This is a genomic window from Edwardsiella piscicida, assembly GCF_001896205.1.
In the GTDB taxonomy this organism is placed as follows: domain Bacteria; phylum Pseudomonadota; class Gammaproteobacteria; order Enterobacterales; family Enterobacteriaceae; genus Edwardsiella; species Edwardsiella piscicida.
In genome coordinates this window covers 1,214,721-1,232,916 of the sequence record NZ_MPNU01000001.1, presented here as the reverse complement: position 1 = coordinate 1,232,916, position 18,196 = coordinate 1,214,721, and the positions used below count along the sequence as shown (strand labels likewise).

Here is an 18,196-nt window from a genome sequence, read left to right as displayed (position 1 = left end):
GTCGTCAACTTTATCGGTTCGTCGCCCATCGCCATGTTTATCGCCATGCTGGTCGCCTTTGTGCTGTTCGGCACCGCGCGCGGCCACGACATGCAGTGGGTTATGAACGCCTTTGAGAACGCCGTAAAAAGCATCGCCATGGTAATCCTGATCATCGGCGCTGGCGGGGTGCTGAAGCAGACGATTATCGATACCGGCATCGGCGATACCATCGGCATGCTGATGTCCCATGGCAATGTCTCCCCCTATATCATGGCCTGGCTTATCACCGTGCTGATCCGTCTGGCGACCGGCCAGGGCGTCGTCTCGGCCATGACCGCCGCCGGGATCATCAGCGCCGCCATACTCGATCCGGCGACCGGTCAGTTGGTCGGCGTGAATCCGGCGCTGCTGGTGCTGGCCACCGCCGCGGGCTCCAACACCCTGACGCACATCAACGATGCCTCATTCTGGCTGTTTAAAGGGTATTTTGATCTGTCGGTCAAAGACACGCTGAAGACCTGGGGGCTGCTGGAGCTGGTTAACTCGGTGGTCGGCCTGATCATCGTGCTGATCATCAGTCTGTTTGCCTAACCCCTTCTGCGGGCGCCCGCACGGCGCATAAAAAAAGGCCAATATCGCTATTGGCCAGTCAAAGAGGAACTTCAGATATTATTATTATGCCGGGCCCCCATAGGGACCCGGTATCCCGTATAGGGTAGCAATCGCCAAGCCGCGCTGGCAACCGTTATCCACCGGAAGTTATCCACCGAGTGATCCCGACGCGCTCCCGCGGCACGCGATCCATGCAACGCCGTCGTCCGGCGCTAGCCAACGTTTTTGTATGATATATACTGGCGCAAAACGCATGATGAGGTATTCCTAATGACGCCAGCCGTTCTGCTACTGGAAAAAAATAACATCGCTTTTTCCCTGCATGCCTATGAGCACGATCCCCATGAAACCAACTTCGGCGACGAAGTGGTGCGCAAGCTGGGGCTGAGCGCCGATCGGGTCTATAAAACGCTGCTGGTCGCCCTGAACGGCGACAGCAAGAAGCTCGCCGTCGCCGTCACGCCGGTCGCCACCCAGCTCGATCTCAAGAAGGTCGCCAAGGCACTCGGCGCCAAAAAGGCCGACATGGCCGACCCCATGCTGGCTCAGCGCGTCACCGGCTACCTGGTCGGCGGTATCAGCCCGCTGGGGCAAAAAAAGCGTCTGCCGACGGTGATTGACGCGCCCGCCCGCCAGTTCGACACCATCTTTGTCTCCGGCGGCAAGCGCGGATTAGACATTGAGCTGGCCGCCGCCGATCTCGCCGCCCTGCTGCAGGGAAGCTTTGCCGATATCGCCAAGCGCGACGCGGCCTGAGCCCGGCTTCGCCGCGATCGAAAACGGCATGCCGCGCATGCCGTTATTTATAGGGATGATGACCGCTACCCGCGGCCTGAAACCCGACGCTTAATCGCGATACACGATCTCACCGTTCGGCTGATAGTCCGTCGCCTTGATCGGCGAATGGCGCTGGATATAGTCCTTCAGCACCTCGGCGTCAACGAAGCCGGTGTTCACGTAGCCCGGATGCTGGGTCACATTGGGGTAGTCATCGCCGCCGCTGGCGTTAAAGCTCAGCAGCGCCACGCGATAGGTCCGATCGGCCACCAGCGGTTTCCCGCCGATCTTCACGTCGCTGACCCCCTGCTTGCCGTCCGCCGTCAGGCTCAGATTGGCAAACTGCGCATAGGCGCCGGAGTTGGGCTTTTTATTGGCGACGACGCCCAGGTATTTCTCCAGCTCCGCGCCGCTCATGTCGACATAGGCGACGGTATTGCCGAACGGCTGCACCTTAAGCACATCCTTATAGCTGATATCGCCGCTGTCCATCGAGTCACGCACGCCGCCGCCGCTCATCACGCCCAGGTCGGCATGGGTTCGCTCCATCTGCGCCGCCAGCAGCAGGCGCCCCATGTTGGTCTGCTCAAAGCGAACCTTGCTGCGATCCCCCTCCAGACGCCCCTCTACGCTGCCGATCTTCACCCCCAGCGCGGCCTGCCCCTGATCCTGGAACGGCGTCAGCAGCTTCAGCATCGCCGTATCCTGCGGGATCGCCTCGGTATAGTAGATCCGCGTCTTCGAACCGTCGGCCTGCTTCTCCTGCCGATTGAGGTTCACCGGGATCAGCTGGTAGCGCTGCAGGGTCAGCTCCCCGTTACGGAAGGTGAAGTCGGCCCGCCCGACATATTTCCCCCACTCATGGGCCTGTACAATCCAGGTCCCATTCTGGCGATCCGGCGCGCAGGGCGTACCGGGGACATAGTTCGCCTGCTTACGGTTTTCCTGTGCCATGCACACCGGATCCTGCGAGTGACCGCCAACGATCATATCGAGGTAGCCCGCCGGCAGCGCGCGCGCCATCTCAACATCGCCCGGGGCGTTGGAGCCGTGCTCGCCGTTGTCGTAGTGACCCATGTGCGTCGCGGCGATCACCACATCAGGCTTCTCGTTGGCCCGCAGCTGTTCGACCACGCCCTTGGCCTCCGCCGCCGGGGGACGGAACTCGATGTTCTTCAGGTATTCAGGGTTGCCTATCTTGGCCGTATCGTCGGTGGTCAGGCCGATCACCGCAATGCGGATCCCCTGGCGATCGAACATCTGATAAGGTTGGAACAGGCGCTTGCCGCTATCCTGCGCATAGATATTGGCCGACAGCAGCGGGAAATCGGCCCACTTCTGCTGCTGGCGCAGTACGCTCAGCGGATTGTCGAACTCGTGGTTGCCGATGGCCATCGCATCGTAGCCCACCAGGTTCATGCCGCGAAAATCGGGCTCGGCATCCTGCAGATCGGACTCCGGCACCCCGGTATTGATATCGCCGCCCGACAGCAGCAGCACGCTGCCGCCCTCGGCGGCAATCTCGGCGCGCAGGCGATCCACCAGCGTTTTCTGGGCAGCCAGGCCATATTCGCCCTGCTCGCTCTGCCAGAAGTGGCCGTGGTGATCGTTGGTATGCAGAATGGTCAGGTTATAGGTTTTATCTTTTTCCCAGGCCAGCGACCAGCCTGGCGTCAGCGCCAGCGTTAGCGCGATCGCGCAGGCGGCACCCCGATAGGTAAATTTCATTGCCCTCTCTCCTTGTCACAATAACGCGCCGCTCATGTCAGCCACGGGGGAGGCACGGCGGCGAACGCCCTTATCTTACCCTGAATCAGGCGGTGATTATGTTGTAAATCAGCCATTTATTGTGACGTGACTCACCTAACAATGCATTAAAGACTCTAGAGTTACATGCAGCGCATGCTAAAACGGGGAGAGGATCGGGCGGGCGACGGCCAAAAAGCCGCCGCGGAGGTGACCCGGATTCGCGCCCCACCCACGGGGCGGCGCACCCGGCTATTTAAAGGTGACGTCGATGTTGGCCGTCGCATGGAAGCGCCCCGCCGTCGGCCGATTAGTCAGCCATTTCAGATTGGCGGTAAAGTTCTCGCTCACCTCATTCTGCTTATCCTGCAGCCGACCGCCGAAGTCGACATTGGTCTGCAGCGGGATCGGCGTAGCGCTGGTATCGCCCGCCTTCGTCAGGAAAATCCCCACGCCGGGGTTGGTATCCGGCAGGATCAGCGATCGATCGCTGACGTCCGGCCTCAGGGTGCTGAAGCTGGCCTGTAGCTGCTGCCCGCCGCACTCGCCGCCGCGCAGCGTCGCCTTGATGCTGAACGGTATCTGGCGAGCGATAACCCCCGGACGCGCGCCGGCGGCGCTCAGCGTACCAAAGTCGATACTGTTGCCGTTATTCGCCAGCACGCTGATCTGCGGGTTGCAGTGGATCACCTGGATCTTATCCAGCCCGGAGATATAGGCGTTAAAGTTGCCGTTGGGGCGCGCGTCCAAGCCGCCCACGCCGTCAATTTGAAACAGCGACGGCAGCCCCAGCGCCGGGAAGTTACCCGCCGGCGGCGTGATGCCGGTGGCCTTGATGTACACCGAATAGCTGACGGTGACCGTACGCGGTCTGGCGACGCCGCCGCCGCTGTTTGAGGTCCCCTCACCCAGATCGGGGCCGCTGGGCCGGCTGCCGCTCTGCTTGAGGTTAATCGCATCATAGTCGATCCCGTTGATCGAGACCCCAACCGACAGCGAACGGTGCAGGCTCCCGAACGCATCCTTCGGGTTCCAGTAAATGTAGGCGTGCTCTCCCTTTCCAGTATTCCAGTTATCCCAACAGGTAAAGGTGGTGGTAAAGTTCTGCGAACGCCAAATCAGGTTACCGGCGGTAAAGTCGGCGGCGGACAGGATAATCGGCCGCCCGATATCGATGCGCTGATAAATACTCCCGATGGGCGACCAGCTCCCTGCATTACTGCCCTCTCGGCAGGAGAGCGCGGACGCCTGGCGGCTGACGCAAAGGCCCAGCAGCAGTAGCAGCGTGAATGCCAGCGCCTGTTTTATACTTAGGCTTTTCATTAATCCGTCACCTTATTGAGTCTGACAGGGTAGAGTGAGTTCCTGGTAGCCGGCCGTGGTGTTCCGCATCGACAGATCGGACGGCAGCGTCAGCGTGCACTGCTGGCCCGGCTGGTTGCCCCAGCGCAGGGTCAGCGTCTCGCCCGGCTGTGCCCCGGATACATACAGATCGCCGTTAAGCCCCACGGTTCCGCTGTTACGCCCCTGCGGGTTAAAGACGCTGGCGCCGACCGCCGGATAGCCGCCGTCGTTGAGGTGGCTATGGATCAGCAGACTCACGCCGTAAAACGTATCGAAGCGCACCTTCACGATCGCCTTCTCCGTCGGCACGACCTGCTTGCTGGCCACCGGCACGTCCAGGCCCGGCTCAAAGTCCTGCGTATGCAGCGCCACCGCGTTGAATCGGTATGGCGTCGCTGAGGGGACGACCGCATAGCCAAAGGGATCGATGGCCACGCCGGTCTGGTTATCCAGGCGAACGCCGCTGGCGTGCTTCGCTTCGACCAGAATCACCGTATTCTGCAGCGGCTGCGACAGCGTCACGCCGCCAGAGTGAAGCAAGACGCCGCCGGAGAGCCCCAGCCCCAGCTGGTTATAGCTGTTGCTGTAGCTATAGCTGCTGTCCAGGTTGCCATAGGCGCCGCGGTAGCCCAGGTTCAGCGCACTGCTCTGTCCCGCCGACTCGGTATGGCCGGTGCTCAGGGCGTAGCTCAGCCGCTGATCGCTCAGCGCCGTTCCGCTGATACCGGTGTTATAGCTATCTCCGCTCTGGCGGCTGTGGGTTCCGCTGACGTTCAGCGAGGCCGAGTGGTTTTCGCGTCCCCAGTTCAACGGGATCGACACCGACAGGTTGATGCTGCGATCGGCGTAGCCATACTGGCTGCGCGTATCCTGCAGGTATACGCCATAGCTAATGCGCTTAAAGGCGTCGTTGTAGCCTAACTGGACGGTACGATCCCGACCACCGCCGCCCCAGTAGCTCTGGCTACTGACGTTGGCATACAGCGTCGCCCCCTGCCACAGCTGCTGGTTAATGGAGACATCCACGCGCTCGCGCTTGTTGGCATAGCGCGAGGTATACACGCGGTGCTGGTTGCGATTGTCCAGATCGGGGATCCCGGTCTGCTCATCGCCCGGATTATAGTAGTTGTTCTCATATATCCCCTGCCGCCAGCGGCTGCGCTCCTCGACCGCATCGGCAAAGTCATAATAGCCCGACGTCGCATAGCGATAGCCTGCCAGCTGCACGTTGGTGCCCATCTGGTTCAGGGACTTGGAATAGAGAAAGCGGTAGCTCTGCCCGCGGGCGCGCTCGCCGTTGGCCAGCGTAGTATCGGAATAGGAACCATCGATGGAGATGGCGCCCCATTCCCCCATATTTTTAGCGACGCCCAGCGCGGCGGCGCGGTAGTTATCCGCCACGATCAGCCCGCCATAGGGCGTCAGACCATAGGCGATGCCGCGCGCCAGCGTCCCCTGCATAAAGTTAGGGGTATAGCGGGTATCGCCGTTCTGGTAGCGACCCGCCGTCAGCTGATAGTTCCAGATCCCTTCGCGCAGCATGTTGGCGATAGAGGAGTAAGAAACGGTAAAGTGCTTACGCGTACCATCGGCCTCATTGACCGTTACCTGCAGGTCACCGCTGTTGGAGTGCGGATAGATATCGCGGATCTCAAAGGGCCCCGGCGCCACGTTGGTGCTGTACACCACGTAGCCGTTCTGACGAATGTCGACGCGGGCGTTGGTGGCGGCGACGCCGCGCACCACCGGCGCATAGCCGCGCAGGCTTTCGGGCAGCATGTCATCCACGCTGGAAAGCTGGGCACCGCGAAACTGAATGCTATTAAAAACGGTATTATTGGTGCTGGCCTGCCCCAGCTGCAGTCGACTGCGCCAGGACGCAATATCCGTCTCCGCCCAGGTCGCGATATTGTCCCACTGTGCCGCCTGACCGCTGACTTTATTCATGGTCATGTTATTGCGCAGACGCCAGTTCCACAGGTTAAGACCGTTATTCAGGGAGAGAAAGGTATATTCGCTGTTTTGGCCGCTCTGGCGCTGGCTGCTGTTACGGTTATAGTTCAGGCTGTAGTTGCTAAAGGCGGCGTTGATCCCCTGATCGTACAGGGTCGTCGGAATGGCGCCGCGCGCGTGCTGCGCCAGCATGACCTGCGGCACAGAAAGGTCTATCTGCTGCACCGCCGGATCGAAGGAGAGCGTCGCGCCATTGACGGCGGCGGCCACGTCGACGCAGCTGCCCGGCGTGAGCGTATCGGGCAGTTTCACCCCATAGTTAAGCAGATCTTCCACCGTCAGACAGGGCTGGGCGGCGGCGCCCTCTTTCGCCGTGAAGCGGATGACTTTGTTGTCGACCTGCTGCTTGTTCAGGTAAATCGCGAACGGATACTCTCCGGGCGGCAGCGCGTTGCCCTCGGCCACCGCATGAGCGGCGTTGACGTTTTCGCTGCCGTGAACGAATGACATGTTGAACTCGGCCCAGGCCGATGCGCTGCACCCCAGGGACAGGCTACCGGCGGCAAACGCCAGGCACATCCAGCGTGTCGGCTCTGTCTTCAGTGATACTGTCCGTTGTTGTTGCGCCATCCCGCTTCTCTCCGTCAGTGTACTATCGCGTCCTTAACCTCAGTCCGACCTCCAAAGTCATTGATGTAGCTGAAGGAGACTGTATTGCCGATGCGAGCCCCCGCCGGAATGGCGATCGCCAGGCGGCTGTGGGGGTCAACCATGTTGGCATCGACCGCGATGGGTTTGCCGTTGCTGCCCTGCATCTGTACAGAGCCAAAGGTGATGTGTAGCGGCCCGTCGTTGATGGCCAGCAATTGATTACCCGCTTTCTGCCAGCGCAGCTTATGCACCTGCTCATCCAGGGTGGTATGCAGCGAACTCGGGCGATAAAACAGCTTAATCCGCGTGCGCACGGCAACCTGTAATACGTTTTCTTGCTTGGGCGTCGGCGGAATTTCCTGCACGTTGACCCACAGCAGCGTTTCCTGATCCTGCGGAAAACCCTGCCCAGAATAGATGAAGCGTAAAATTGCCGATTTTTGCGCATCCAGCTTAACAATCGGCGGCACCACAACCATCGGTAACTTATTCTCTACCTTGGTGCTATCCCCTTTATCCAGCCAGGTCTGCACCATATAGGCATCCGCGCTGTCATTGTGGATAGGCAGTGACGCTGACTTTTCATCGCCGTTATAAATAACGCGCGTAGCATCAACCTGAATTCCTGCGTGGGCAGCAAATGCGCTCACCAGTAATAATGCGGCAACGATTCTTTTCATCTTATTCCTCTATACGGACCGTCCCTGGCCGAATATTCCGACGAATAATTATTTATATTCGATGGTGAACGGGCTGGTCGCGTTGGCCAGACCGGCTGTAACCGTGTTAGCGTAAGAGCGATAGCGCGCCTGCAGGTTAAATATCGCCTTCTTATCGCTAACAACCGTCACCGTGGGCACATCGCCCTGGCTCTGATCGGCGATCGGGAACGGCTTGCCGTTAACGTCCGTAATTTCGATACCCACGCCTTTCGCCGCCGCGGTGGCGCCGCTGCTGGAGACGGCCAGCAGGTCAGGATGACCGGCAACGGTATTGCCATCGAAACGTACGGTGTAGCTCCCCGGCTCACACTGCTCCAGGTTGATCTGGAAAGCCTTGGATGCGGACTTATCGCCAACCGCTTTAAATGCAGAGGTCGGATATTTACCCAAATACACGTTGATATTTTGAGAGTCGCTGCTTACCTGGCAGGTGGAGTTAACGATTTCACCCGTAAACTCAACTTTACCGTTAGCTGCGCTTGCCTGACCACTCACAGCGGCGGCGGCCAGAGCCATAACAGGCAGTAAAATTTTCTTCATTATCATAACTCCGTTTATCAATTAAAAATATCCGACCGCTAGGTTGGCGCGGAACGAGGCTGCGAATATATTTCGCGTAGAGAGCCGACGAGAAAAATCTTTATTCCCGACAGCGCATAAAATGATGGATTTATGCCGAAATACATAAATCCAATCGAGGTAAAGGATTTATTTAAAATAGCAAAAATTGGCACTGCGCTATTAATATGGCGCAATGCGAATCGCAATATTGAATATATTGTCAGGGCATATATCCACTCACTGATATTACAGCAAGGATATTTATTTTATTAATGTAAAAACTTGCGCAAAGATTAATTGTCCGACGAGAAACAGTAAAATCAATAAAACTGATAAAAAATAAATAATTGATTAATTTTAAAGATAGTTAAATTTAATAGATTTTGATCAAATGCAAAAAAGAAATCAATTCATTGTTTTACATCATATTTTTTATTTGTATGACATTACCAATAATCAAGAAAATTGCTCTTTGATCATGGTTGCGGAAAGTGAAAAGGGGTATTCCGCTTAGGGGAAATGAGATCGTTTCTAGCCTTTTCGCCCTCTTTAGCCACCGACTCCGCGCAGATAACGCCGAGCGCGAGAAAAGAAAACGCCGGCGCTGCGCCGGCGTATCTCCGTAAGATAATCTCACCTGCCCACGGGCAGAGACGCTATTCAGCGCTCCCAGTAGGACTCTTCCAGGCTGTCTTCCCGCTCGGGCAGACCGCGGGTCAGACGCGGCGAGTGCTGGTTGAGCACCTGATAGCTGACGCGGTTAGCATATTTGCACACCTGCGCCAGGGAGGAGTAAGTCAGATAGCTACGCTGATGCTTACTGGAGTTAGGCACATTGGTACGGTGAAACTCATTGGCCGCGATATCATGCAGCAGCGCAGAGAGCGCGCCATCTCCGGCGCCGTTGGTGTTCATGATCTTCTCCGGGCCCCCCATATAGGGCGCAATATGCGAGTAGATCCGGCACGGCGCGTCGCACATGGCGCGACGCATCGCCCGGCTAAACTCGTACAGGTTGAACTCAGGGATCACCCCCGGCAGCAGCGGATGCTGAGTTTTGCGCTTGCCGTCATCTTCGGTATAGCCCGCCATATACAGGCCGACCGGCCCGGCGGTGCACAGCACCAGATCCACCCACTCCAGCGCCCTGTCCGAGGCCGCCAGCGGATCGGACAGCCCGGTCAGCTCCTGAGCCTCTTCTTCGTTCATCGCCACAATGGTGACGTGATCGCGCAGGAAATCGCGCCAGAACTGCGGATCGTCGGCGATCACATACTTGGTGCCCAGGGTCAGCACCACCGGAACGTGGTGCTTTTTGGCATAGGCGATCGCCTGCATGGTCGCATCGCGCATCGGCTCGCCCGGCTTACAGCGCACCAGATAGGCCGTCAGCACCAGCGCCGAGGCGCCGGCGATCACCGACTCGGGAATGCTTTCCGGGCGCAGCTGGTTCATCATGCCCGGGCTAATGGCAAAGGTGCGTTCGCCGTTATCAGTGATCAGGGTAAAACAGCGCCCGATAGGGCCATCGACGCCCTGCAAATGGTCCAGATCGGTGCGGCTTGAGGTGTTACACAGATAGCGGTAGGCATAGCTGCCGATTTTGACGTTTTCGCACATCACCCCCAGCAGAACCGAGCGATCGTCGGCCAGCACGGAGTAGTTGTGCAGGGTATTGCCGATCGTGCCCCCGGCAAACTCATGGGTAATCAGCTTACTGTCACACAGCTCCTGGTACAGCGCTTCGGCGACATCATCCTCGATCACCAGCGAGTGCCCTTGGCTCAGGCCGTAGCGGGCGATAAACGCCTCATCCACCTTGGCCTCAATATCCACCAGCGTCTGATCGATACCCACGACGTAGGCTTTATCAATTTCATTATGCTGCGTCTTTTGCAGCAGCGGATCGCGGGCATTAACCGGGAAATAGTGTTTGGACTTGCGTTGACCGGGGAATTTCATCTGTGTTATCGGCAAAAAGAAAAGGGAGCGGGCTAGAATAGCACACTCCCCCCGGCCGCGTCAGCGGGCATCCTACGCGGCGGGCTCCGCGACCAGCTGCTGCAGCAGCGTTATCTGCATGTCGTCATCGTTTAGCGCCGGGATATAGGCAAAATGGCGGCCGCCGGCGGCCAAAAAGGCCTCGCGATTCTGTACCGCGATCTCCTCCAGCGTCTCCAGGCAGTCGGCGGCGAAGCCGGGACAAATCACCTGCAGATGACGCGTACCACCGGCGGCCAGAGCGACCACGGTCTCATCGGTATAGGGCGTCAGCCAAGGCTCCCGGCCAAAGCGCGACTGGAAGCTGACGGCATACTGGGACGGCGTCAGCCCCAGCGCCTGAACCACCGCCTGCGTGGTCGCCAGACAGCGCTGCGGATAGTCATCGCCCTCATCGGCATAGCGCTGCGGAATGCCGTGGTAGGAGAACAACAGCGTATCGGGCTGCCCGTGTTCGGCGATACTGCGGCGGATGCGCTGGCACAGCGCGGCAATGTAGGCCGGGTGCTGCGCATAGTCGCGCACAAAGCGCAGCGCCGGTATCCGTCGCTGGCGCGCCAGCCAGGCCGCCACGCCGTCAAACACCGCGGCGCTGGTCGAACAGGAGTACTGCGGATACAGCGGAACCACCGTCAGCTGGGTCACCCCCGCCGCAGACAGCGTGGACAGCGCGCGGTCCAGCGACGGCTCCCCGTAGCTCATGCCCAGCGCGACCGGGATCGCCTCGCCCAGACGCGCCTGCAACCCGTCGCACAGGCGCTGGCTATAGTACAGCAGCGGCGACCCCTGCGCCGTCCAGATAGACTGATACAGACGGGCAACCCGCGGCGCCCGGCGCGGCAGGATAAGCCCACGCAGCAGCGGCTGCCACTGCCAGGACGGCAGATCCACCACCCGCCGATCGCTAAGAAACTCCGCCAGATAGGCCTTGACCGCCGCAGGCGTTGCCGCCGACGGTGTGCCCAGATTCACCAGCAGTACCCCATGTTTTTCTGCCATCATCTCTTCGCTCTCTCACTCGCTTACCCCTATTGTAAAGGATAAACGACGGCGTCCCACCAATCGCTGGCATCGGCCAAGCGCCCCGATAACGGCGACAAAAAAGCGGCCCATAGGCCGCTTCATCGCGTCGCTTCGGCGATATTAGCCCAGTACGCTTTCCAGCTCGGCGCGCACGCGATCGACGCTCTGGGTGCCATCGATCTTCACATAGCGAGTATTGCCCGCCTGCGCTTCCTGGCCATAGTAGCCAATCAGCGGTGCGGTCTGCTGATGGTATTCCACCAGACGCTTACGCACGGTCTCTTCCTGATCGTCCTTACGGGTCATCAGATCTTCACCGGTCACGTCATCCTTGCCCTCAACCTGCGGTGGGTTGAACTTAACGTGATAAACACGCCCGGAGCCCGGGTGCACGCGACGGCCAATGATGCGGTCGACGATCAGTTCGTCCGGTACGGCAAACTCCAGCACGTAATCTACGTTGATGCCGGCCTCTTTCATGGCGTCCGCCTGCGGAATGGTGCGCGGGAAACCATCGAGCAGAAAACCGTTGCGGCAATCTTCCTGAGCGATACGCTCTTTGACCAGCGCGATAACCAGCTCATCGGTCACCAGCTTACCGGCGTCCATAATCGCCTTCGCCTGTTTGCCCAGCTCACTGCCTGCCTTCACCGCAGCGCGCAGCATGTCACCGGTGGAGATCTGCGGAATGCCGTATTTCTCCATGATAAACTGTGCCTGTGTGCCCTTACCGGCGCCCGGAGCGCCCAGCAGAATGATACGCATCGCGTAATTCCCCTCAAATTATTGCCTAAGATTTAAAAAACGCTAAACCTTACCATTATAACGGGCACCGGCTCAAGGCAACGGCATACGGCTGAAACGTGAAACTGGTCGTTCGGGCGCAATTGCCGGTAAAAAAATCGCAGTCGCCTCCGGGCGGGCCCCCAAAAAGAAAGGGCGGCCCGTGGGCCGCCCTTATGCGCGATGGCTGACGATCAGGCCAGCAGCAGCGCGTTGATACGCTTGATGAACTGGTTAGGATCTTCCAGGCTACCGCGCTCGGCGAGCAGGGCCTGATCCAGCAGCAGTTCGATCCACTGGGCAAAGCGCCCATCATCCTGCTGCTCCGCGGCGCGCTGCACCAGCGCATGCTCCGGATTGAGTTCGAAGATATACTTCACTTCCGGCGCCTGCTGTCCCGCGGCAGCAAACAGCTTAGCCATCTGGGTCGTCATCTCGTCGCCGTCGGTGCTGACCACCGCCGGCGTATCGGTCAGACGATGCGTCAGACGCACCTCCTTGACGCGCTCGCCCAGCAGGGTTTTCACCCGCTCAACGAAAGGCTCCAGCGCTTTATCCGCCTCTTTCTGCGCATCGCTGTCCCCCTCGTCGGCCAGTTTCTCCAGCGTCTCATCCTTCTTGCTGACGGACTGGAAGAACTTGGCATCGTACTCGGTCAGGTAGCTCATCATCCACTCATCGATGCGCTCGGAGAGCAGCAGAACCTCGATGCCCTTCTTACGCAGCAGCTCCAGATGCGGGCTGCTGGCGGCGGCGGCATAGCTGTCGGCGGTGATGTAGTAAATCTTCTCCTGCCCTTCCTTCATCCGCCCAATGTAGTCGTCCAGCGACACGTTTTGCAGCGCGCTGTCGTTATGGGTAGAGGCGAAGCGCAGCAGCTTGGCGATCGCTTCACGGTTGGCGAAGTCCTCCGCCGGCCCCTCTTTCAGCACCAGGCCAAACTGCTGCCAGAAGGTCTGATAGGCTTCGGCATCATCCTTGGCCAGTTTTTCCAGCATCTGCAGCACGCGCTTGGTCAGCGCGGAGCGCAGATTCTGGGTGACGCGGCTATCCTGCAGCAGCTCACGCGATACGTTGAGCGGCAGATCGTTAGAGTCCACCAGACCGCGCACAAAGCGCAGGTAGTTCGGCATAAACTGCTCGGCGTCGTCCATGATGAACACGCGCTGGACATACAGCTTCAGGCCGTGCTGATGGTCGCGGTTAAACAGGTCCCACGGCGCCTTGGACGGGATATAGAGCAGGCTGGTGTACTCCTGCTTGCCCTCTACCCGGTTATGGCTCCAGGCCAGCGGATCGCTGAAGTCATGGGCGATGTGTTTATAGAACTCGTTATACTCTTCGTCGCTGATATCCGCTTTATTGCGGGTCCACAGCGCCTGAGCCTTGTTGATCTTCTCCCACTTCTTCTCGCCCTCTTTACCCTCTTCGCCCTCCTCGCTGGTGAGGATCTCGACAGGCAGAGCGATGTGATCGGAGTACTTACCGATAATGTTACGCAGGCGCCAGTCATCCAGGAAGTCATCCTCGCCCTCGCGCAGATGCAGGGTGATCTCGGTGCCGCGATCGGCTTTCTCGATATCGGCGATGGTGTAGTCACCTTCACCGGTTGACTCCCAGAATACCCCCTGATCGGCGCTGGCGCCGGCGGCGCGGGTACGGACGGTGACCTTATCCGCCACGATAAAGGCGGAGTAGAAGCCCACGCCAAACTGCCCGATAAGCTGGCTGTCTTTCGCCTGATCGGAGCCCATGGACTCCAGGAAGGCTTTGGTACCGGACTTCGCGATGGTGCCGAGGTTCTCGATCACCTCATCGCGCGTCATACCGATACCATTATCGCTCAGCGTCAGGGTGCGGTTGTCGCGATCCACGCTGATGCGCACGCGCAGCTCACCGTCGCCCTGATACAGATCCGGGTTGGACAGCGCGCGGAAGCGCAGTTTGTCAGCGGCATCGGACGCGTTGGAGATAAGCTCACGCAGGAAGATCTCTTTATTGGAATAGAGTGAGTGGATCATCAGGTGCAGAAGCTGTTTCACCTCTGACTGGAAGCCACGGGTTTCTTGGCCTTTCATTATTCGCTTTTACCTCTCATCGATAACACGCAGATAAAATGGGTTATAGCGTTACAGATGGGGACCGCGAATTCGCTTTTCAAGGGCAAAAAAACAGATAACAGGTGATAGAGGCGGTAAAGGCGGCGTCGAGGGAATCGCTCGGGTGGATAAAATGGTAGGGATACGCCGGGCGGCGTATCCCCTGGCGACGTCAGCGGATCAGCGCGTCACCGGGTGACGCCCAGCCAACGAGTGAGACAGGGTGGTGCCATCGACCATCTCCAGCTCGCCCCCCACCGGCACGCCGTGGGCGATACGGCTGGCCAGCACGCCGTGCGCCGCACACATCTCCGCGATGTAGTTGGCGGTCGCCTCGCCCTCGACCGTCGGGTTGGTGGCGAGGATCACTTCGCTGAGCGTCTCTTGGCCCAGCCGCACCTCCAGCCTGTCCAGACCAATATCCTGTGGACCTATGCCGTCCAGCGGAGAGAGGTGCCCCATCAGCACGAAATAGCGCCCGGAGTACTGTCCAGTCTGCTCAATGGCATGAATATCCGCCGGGCTCTCCACCACGCAGATCTGCCCATTCTCACGCCGACGCGCGTTGGTGCAGATAGTACAGACCTCCTGCTCGGTGAAGGTGCGACAGTCTCGACAGTGGCCGATCTCCGACATCGCGCGCGTCAGCGCCTGCGCCAGGCGCATTCCCCCGCTGCGATCGCGCTGCAGCAGGTGAAACGCCATGCGCTGGGCCGACTTGGGGCCGACGCCGGGCAAACAGCGCAGCGCCTCCATCAGGGATTCAAGAAGCGGGCTGGTCTGCATCAGAACGGCATCTTGAAGCCCGGCGGCAGCTGCATACCGGAAGAAACAGAGGCCATACGCTCTTTCTGCTCGCTGTCGATGCGACGGGCGGCATCGTTAAATGCGGCGGCGATCAGATCTTCCAGCATCTCTTTATCGTCTTCCATCAGGCTGGGATCGATCTCCACGCGACGGCAGTTATGCGCGCCGTTAATGGTGACCTTCACCATGCCCGCGCCGGATTCACCGGTCACTTCGACCAGGGCGATCTCTTCCTGCATCTTCTGCATTTTTTCCTGCATCTGCTGGGCCTGCTTCATCAGGTTGCCCAGTCCGCCTTTACCAAACATAGCGTTCTCTCTTTTCGTAGGGCCGTGCCGCAGCGGCACAGCGGTTAAACGGGGCGGATGCTCTCTTCATCCAGCTCGGCATCGAACAGACGCCGCAGGGTCTGGATATTGCCATCCGCTGCAATCGATGCGCGGGCCTGCGCCAGCCTCTCTTCATAGATAGCCTGGCGCCACTCCAGCGGCGTGCGCCGTTGGGGATCGTCATCCTCGACAATGCTCAGCGCCACCGGATGCCCATAGTGGTCGCTCAGGGCCTGCTCCAGCGTTTGCCGCGCAGAGGCGGAGTTTAAATGACGCTGGGCCGAACGTAAATGCAGAAGCACGCTTCCCTCCGGCGCAGGCTCACGAAACGCATTCAGCGCCAGCTGCTGCACCAGCTTTGGCAGCCGCAGCTGACTCAGCTCTTGGGCCCACGCATCCCGCGTCAGCGACTCCTGCGCCAGGTGCGCCGCCAGCTCCGGCGTTTTCTCATGCTCCAGCGCGCTGCGCAGCGCCTTGGGGGTCGTCTTGGGTGCCTTTTCCTCTACCGGACGGTTCTGCGCCTTCCAGCGATAGGCCTCTTTGCGCGTCGACGCCTGCTCCTGCTCCGCCGAGGCGATCTTCTGCTGGCCCCGCTCGCTTATGCTGGCCAGACGCTCCAGCGCTGAAGATGCCGGCTGCGCACGCTGCGGCGCCGCCGGCTCACTCTTTTTTGGCTCACTCCCTCCGGCGGCCTTTTGCCGCAGGCGCGAGCGGGCCTGTAATAGCTGCGCGGTACTCTCCGGCACGGCGCTCGCCGCCTGCGGCGGGGCGCTCACCGTCGGCGGCACCGTGGCCGGCGACGGCGGGGCGACGCGCTGCGCTACCGTGGCCGGGACGGCCGGGATATCGCCGCCCTGCGCCGCTGACGGCGCGGGGCTCGGCTCGGCAATCACCGCCTTAGGGTGAAAGGCCAGCGCGCGCAGCAGGGTCATTTCAACCCCCATGCGCCGGTCCGGCGCAAAGGCCAGCTCTTTACGGCCGTTGAGAAGAATTTGATAAAACAGCTGCAGATCCGCCGGCGGCAGCATCCGCGCCAGCTCACGCAGACGCGGCTCTACCGCCGCGAACTGGCTGTCCAGCGCGCTGGGCAGCAGCTGTAGCATCGCCACCCGGTGCAGCAGCGCCAGCATCTCGACCAGCAGGTTTTCCCAGTCCACGCCGCGCCCGGCGGCCTGCTCTACCCGCGCCATCACCAGCGTGCCATCCGCCGCGGTCAGCGCCTCGATCAGCGCCAGGGGCTGCTCATCGTCCAGCGTTCCCAGCATCTGGCTAACGGCGTCGGCGGTAATCTGCCCCTGCCCCATGGCGATCGCCTGATCCGTCAGGCTCAGAGCGTCACGCATGCTGCCTTCGGCGGCGCGCGCCAGCAGCTGTAGCGCCCGCGGCTCCGCCGTCAGGGCCTCGGCATGGGCGATTTTCTCCAGCTGCGCCCGGATCTGCTCATGATCCAGCGCACGCAGGTGAAACTGCAGACAGCGCGACAGGATGGTGACCGGCAGCTTCTGCGGATCGGTGGTGGCCAGCAGAAACTTGACGTGCGGCGGCGGCTCCTCCAGCGTTTTCAACAGCGCGTTGAAGCTGTGGCGCGACAGCATGTGGACTTCGTCGATCAGGTAGACCTTGAACCGACCGCGCGCCGGGGCATACTGCACGTTATCCAGCAGGTCACGCGTGTCTTCGACCTTGGTTCGCGAGGCGGCATCGATCTCCAGCAGGTCGACAAAGCGCCCCTGCTCGATCTCTCGACAGTTGTCGCAGACGCCGCACGGCGTGGCGGTGATCCCGGTTTCACAGTTCAGCCCCTTGGCCAACAGACGGGCGATACTGGTCTTGCCGACCCCGCGGGTACCGGAAAACAGATAGGCATGGTGAATACGGCCCAGAGAGAGCCCGTTTGCCAGTGCCGTCAGGACATGCTCCTGACCCACGACGTCAGCAAAGGTTTGTGGACGCCACTTGCGGGCGAGAACCTGGTAGCTCATTGATGATTCGTCGCTGATAGAATAAGAAGATTCGCCGACCGTCCCACAGACGGCCAGCGGCGTCAGACTGATGGCGCGGGGCGAGCACTGGCGCTCGCCGGCCCCGATCATCTGATCATTGTAACAGTAGTTGTCGCAATGCCCATCACTTTATTCCGCCGCCGGACGGCGGCAAAAACAGCCGGGCCACCGCACTGGCGGTGGCCCGGAGAGAGAGCGTACGACGCGCGTGACAAATTAATGTCCGTCGAAGGAGACCAAGCTGTAGCAGTTAATGTTCATCGCTTCCAGGCGCGCCTCACCGCCCAGCGCAGGCAGGTCGATGATAAACGCGGCGTCGTGCACCACGCCGCCCAGTCGACGGATCAGGCGGGTCGTCGCCTCGATAGTGCCGCCGGTCGCCAGCAGATCGTCCACCATCAGCACGCGATCGGTCGCGTCGATAGCGTCCTGATGGATCTCCAGCGTATCGGTGCCGTACTCCAGCGCATAGCTTTCCGCCAGCGTCGCCCGCGGCAGTTTGCCCGGCTTACGCACCGGCACAAAGCCCACGCCCAGCGCCAGCGCCACCGGAGCGCCGAACAGGAAGCCACGCGCTTCCGTTCCCACCACCTTGGTGATCCCGGCAGCACGGTAGCGCGCCGCCAGCAGCTCGATACTCAGAGCATAGGCGTCGGGCTTTTCCAGCAGACTGGTCACGTCACGGAAAAGGATACCTGGCTTAGGGTAGTCAGGGATGGTCTTGATGCTTTGTTTAAGAAATTCGAGTTGTTGTGCTGTAGCGGTCATAACTTGTTGCCTGATAAACACCGGGTCCGGGCTAA

At 60.1% G+C, this 18,196-nt stretch carries 15 protein-coding genes and 1 other annotated feature; of the genes, 2 read left to right on the top strand and 13 right to left on the bottom strand.

The window, feature by feature from the left end:
- A partial coding sequence (locus tag BRD58_RS18200) for a GntT/GntP/DsdX family permease (RefSeq protein ID WP_236721574.1) occupies positions 1–573 on the top strand: 573 nt, incomplete at its 5' end.
- A 291-nt stretch (positions 574–864) separates the two neighbouring features.
- The gene (gene ybaK / locus BRD58_RS05565; RefSeq protein ID WP_012847899.1) at positions 865–1,350 is read left to right on the top strand and encodes a Cys-tRNA(Pro)/Cys-tRNA(Cys) deacylase YbaK; all 486 of its coding nucleotides are present in this window, start codon (positions 865–867) and stop codon (positions 1,348–1,350) included.
- A gap of 90 nt (positions 1,351–1,440) precedes the next feature.
- Here ybaK and ushA read toward each other — a convergent pair whose 3' ends face one another.
- The 13 genes from ushA to apt form a co-directional block, all read right to left on the bottom strand.
- Positions 1,441–3,099, bottom strand: a complete 1,659-nt coding sequence (gene ushA, locus BRD58_RS05560) for a bifunctional UDP-sugar hydrolase/5'-nucleotidase UshA (RefSeq protein ID WP_012847898.1) — start codon at positions 3,097–3,099, stop codon at positions 1,441–1,443.
- A 270-nt stretch (positions 3,100–3,369) separates the two neighbouring features.
- Positions 3,370–4,440 carry a fimbrial protein gene (locus BRD58_RS05555; RefSeq protein WP_073381926.1) on the bottom strand — a complete coding sequence of 357 codons (1,071 nt, stop codon included), beginning with the start codon at positions 4,438–4,440 and terminating at the stop codon, positions 3,370–3,372.
- Positions 4,441–4,452: 12 nt separating this feature from the next.
- Positions 4,453–7,044 carry a fimbria/pilus outer membrane usher protein gene (locus BRD58_RS05550; RefSeq protein WP_073381923.1) on the bottom strand — a complete coding sequence of 864 codons (2,592 nt, stop codon included), beginning with the start codon at positions 7,042–7,044 and terminating at the stop codon, positions 4,453–4,455.
- Positions 7,045–7,058: 14 nt separating this feature from the next.
- Positions 7,059–7,745: a fimbrial biogenesis chaperone gene (locus tag BRD58_RS05545; protein ID WP_073381920.1), complete on the bottom strand. Its 687-nt coding sequence runs from the start codon at positions 7,743–7,745 to the stop codon at positions 7,059–7,061.
- 48 nt (positions 7,746–7,793) lie between these two features.
- Positions 7,794–8,327: a fimbrial protein gene (locus tag BRD58_RS05540; RefSeq protein ID WP_012847894.1), complete on the bottom strand. Its 534-nt coding sequence runs from the start codon at positions 8,325–8,327 to the stop codon at positions 7,794–7,796.
- Positions 8,328–9,008: 681 nt separating this feature from the next.
- Positions 9,009–10,310, bottom strand: a complete 1,302-nt coding sequence (locus BRD58_RS05535) for an inosine/guanosine kinase (protein ID WP_015461131.1) — start codon at positions 10,308–10,310, stop codon at positions 9,009–9,011.
- Between the two features lie 72 nt (positions 10,311–10,382).
- Positions 10,383–11,351, bottom strand: a complete 969-nt coding sequence (gene hemH, locus BRD58_RS05530) for a ferrochelatase (RefSeq protein ID WP_015461130.1) — start codon at positions 11,349–11,351, stop codon at positions 10,383–10,385.
- A gap of 141 nt (positions 11,352–11,492) precedes the next feature.
- The gene (adk, locus tag BRD58_RS05525; RefSeq protein WP_012847889.1) at positions 11,493–12,137 is read right to left on the bottom strand and encodes an adenylate kinase; all 645 of its coding nucleotides are present in this window, start codon (positions 12,135–12,137) and stop codon (positions 11,493–11,495) included.
- A 212-nt stretch (positions 12,138–12,349) separates the two neighbouring features.
- Positions 12,350–14,233: a molecular chaperone HtpG gene (htpG, locus tag BRD58_RS05520; protein ID WP_012847888.1), complete on the bottom strand. Its 1,884-nt coding sequence runs from the start codon at positions 14,231–14,233 to the stop codon at positions 12,350–12,352.
- 201 nt (positions 14,234–14,434) lie between these two features.
- The gene (recR, locus tag BRD58_RS05515) at positions 14,435–15,040 is read right to left on the bottom strand and encodes a recombination mediator RecR (RefSeq protein ID WP_015461129.1); all 606 of its coding nucleotides are present in this window, start codon (positions 15,038–15,040) and stop codon (positions 14,435–14,437) included.
- Positions 15,040–15,369 carry a YbaB/EbfC family nucleoid-associated protein gene (locus BRD58_RS05510; protein WP_012847885.1) on the bottom strand — a complete coding sequence of 110 codons (330 nt, stop codon included), beginning with the start codon at positions 15,367–15,369 and terminating at the stop codon, positions 15,040–15,042. Before BRD58_RS05510 ends, recR begins: the two co-directional genes overlap by 1 nt.
- 44 nt (positions 15,370–15,413) lie before the next feature.
- On the bottom strand, positions 15,414–17,372 hold the full coding sequence (dnaX, locus tag BRD58_RS05505) for a DNA polymerase III subunit gamma/tau (protein ID WP_041692581.1): 1,959 nt from the start codon (positions 17,370–17,372) through the stop codon (positions 15,414–15,416).
- Positions 16,017–16,077: a sequence feature (DnaX frameshifting element), on the bottom strand. It overlaps the preceding gene by 61 nt.
- Positions 17,373–17,609: 237 nt before the next feature.
- Positions 17,610–18,161 carry an adenine phosphoribosyltransferase gene (apt, locus tag BRD58_RS05500; RefSeq protein WP_012847883.1) on the bottom strand — a complete coding sequence of 184 codons (552 nt, stop codon included), beginning with the start codon at positions 18,159–18,161 and terminating at the stop codon, positions 17,610–17,612.
- Positions 18,162–18,196: the final 35 nt, after the last annotated feature.